2 protein-coding genes are annotated in these 2,581 nt (G+C 43.5%); both read right to left on the reverse strand.

What is annotated here, in order from left to right:
• Positions 1 to 911, reverse strand: a 911-nt coding sequence (locus NHH15_RS15370) for a PriCT-2 domain-containing protein (protein ID WP_262067530.1), incomplete at its 3' end; no start/stop codon positions are given.
• Between the two features lie 3 nt (positions 912 to 914).
• Complete coding sequence (locus tag NHH15_RS15375) at positions 915 to 2,531, reverse strand: DEAD/DEAH box helicase (protein WP_330639273.1); 1,617 nt, start codon at positions 2,529 to 2,531, stop codon at positions 915 to 917.
• Between the last annotated feature and the right edge of the window lie 50 nt (positions 2,532 to 2,581).

Raw genomic sequence — 2,581 nt, forward strand, 5'->3', positions numbered from 1 at the left:
CCATTCCGGATAACACCTGGCATCCTGGATAACCGAGATGGATTACGGTTCTGACTATCGATTTTGAAACCGTTCTTTTCACACACTCTGTAAAGATAATCAACACGTTTTCGATATTCGTCATAATCTGCAGCATCTACACGCACAACGGCGTGTAAGCTCTTGCCTCCACTATGGACTAGACATGCTACTGGCAACTCCAGTTCTCTGATGACTGCGTTCTGCTTATCGATATCCATCTGATCAGACTCTACTAAAGCATATTTATATTCGGTTACATTATCGTTCTTACATCCCCCTCCATCTAATGGGTTAAATCGGATCCATGCGCCGGCAGCTTCCTTATAATCTCCTACAACGGACCCTATATCGTCTTTGCATTGGCTTAATTGTTGTATCAGCTGTCCTGCGGTACGATCCCAAACTCCTTTTGATGGTAGATACTTTCCATCCTTTTCATAGGTGTGGGTTACATACCCTACTTGCTCTGATGCTTCAAATAAAGTTTCCAGATACGTGATTAATTGATTCGCGGGTGACCAGGTCTCCGGTTCTTTTACTTCTCGCTCTTCGATCCAGTTTGTATCTACAACAACCCGGTTGTCCCGGCTTCCAATGGACGCATCCCAATCTAATTCATGTCCTTCAAAATCCGGCTTCCATCCATGATCTGTGGCCATCTGAAAAATTGTTCCTCCGGTGACAGGATTTAAAGTTCCTTGAAAGCTATTCCATTTCTTTTCGCACTCCTGGGGGTGATATCTCTTAGAGTCCTGACTGCTCCAGTCGTCCCACACACGAACAGAATAACCTTCATGCTTCAATGCCATCCCCACATTTATCCATTCTTGATAGTTTAAAAGGGAAGGATTGATGTATTCAATTAACTTAGATAATTCTGTTTGCTGCATTTACTATGCTCCCCATTCAAATGATTGTTGTACCGGTTCCGGTTTATAAGTGCTCGGTGTTATATCTCTTGGTACCTTCCATCCATTGCCGGCAATTCGATCAATTAAGTTCTTTGCCGAGTCAAATGGCCAGGTCCCCACATGTTGAAATCCGTTTCGCTCTAAGAACCGGATCTGTTTTGGTGTAGTCAAGTTCTCGGCTCTTCTCTTATTCAAGCGGTCTAAAAGCTTTGCTGCTTTGCCGGCATTTTCAATTTCATCCGGCATAATTCCTGACTTTTCCAATGCTTTTCTCTGTTTTTCAGAAGGCGGTCCCATCTCCCAGCCAAAAGCCGGCACATATCCGGAAAGGTCCGCTGCCTGAATACTCATTTCAAACTGCAGAGGATCCACAAGCTTTTTCTTCCGCTTCCGCATCTCTTTCAGTTTCTTAGCTAAAGCTTCCTCTCTGGCTGTTACAACATCTTCCGATGCCATTTGTTCTGCTTCTTCGATATCCATGGGATAACCAGCTGACTCTTCTAAATTCTGTGTCATCTTTTGTGCCACTTCTTCGTCTTCACAGATCAAGTGCGCCGGGTGACAGAGTTCATGCTTTTCGGTATGCCATAAGAAATCCAATAATAGGAGTTCTTTCTTTCCTTCTGACAAACGGGTACCCCTTCCCACCATCTGACAATAAAGGCTGCGAATCTTTGTAGGTCGCAACACTACAATACAATCCACATCCGGTTGATCCCATCCTTCGGTGAGAAGCATTGAGTTACATAAAACATTGTATTTATTATCTGCGAAGTCTTGGAGAATCTCTGCACGATCCTTACTGTCTCCGTTCACCTCTGCAGCACGAAATCCACACTCATTTAAAATATCCCGGAACTTCTGACTGGTTTTCACAAGGGGAAGGAATACCACACTTTTACGATTACTACAGTATTTCTTCATCTCCTCTGCGATCTGATATAAATACGGATCCAAAGCTGTTCCTATATCACTTGCTTTAAAATCTCCGGATTGCATACTTACCTCTGACAGATCTAATTTAAGAGGCAGCGTTACTGCCTGGATTGGAGATAAGTATCCTTCTTTGATTGCTTTTGGCAGCGTGTACTCATAAGCCAGGGACTCAAAGTATTGTCCTAAGTTCCGCATATCGCCCCGATCTGGGGTTGCTGTGACTCCAAGGACCTTTGCATCAGAGAAATGACTTAAGACTCTTTGATAGCTGTCTGAAACGCAATGATGGGCTTCATCTATGATAATGGTGTCAAAGTAATCCTTTTCGAATCTCTGCAGTCTTTTCTCCCGCATCATGCTTTGAACAGATCCAACAGTAATCCGGTACCAGCTCCCAAGACAAGTTTCTTCGGCTTTCTCAGTAGAACAACCAAGCCCCGTACTTTTTTGGATTTTATCCGCTGCCTGGTCTAAGAGCTCACCTCGATGTGCAAGGATCAGAACACGACTTCCATTACGGACACAGTCTTCTGTAACCTTTGCAAAAACAATGGTCTTTCCACAACCGGTAGGAAGTACGAGGAGAGTCTTTTGGATTCCCAGATTCCATTGTTCAAAAATGGAATTTTTTGCTTCTTCCTGGTAAGGTCTTAGTTTCATCATTAGAACGCTCCTGGGGTATACTGTTTATCTTCCTTTGGTAAAAATCTCTT

The sequence above is a fragment of the Aequitasia blattaphilus genome (assembly GCF_024721305.1).
Classification (GTDB): Bacteria; Bacillota; Clostridia; order Lachnospirales; family Lachnospiraceae; genus Aequitasia; species Aequitasia blattaphila.

Coding starts and splice junctions, on each gene's coding strand:
- NHH15_RS15375 (WP_330639273.1), bottom strand. CDS start 2,531: ATGATGAAACTAAGACCTTACCAGGAAGAAGCAAAAAATTCCATTTTT.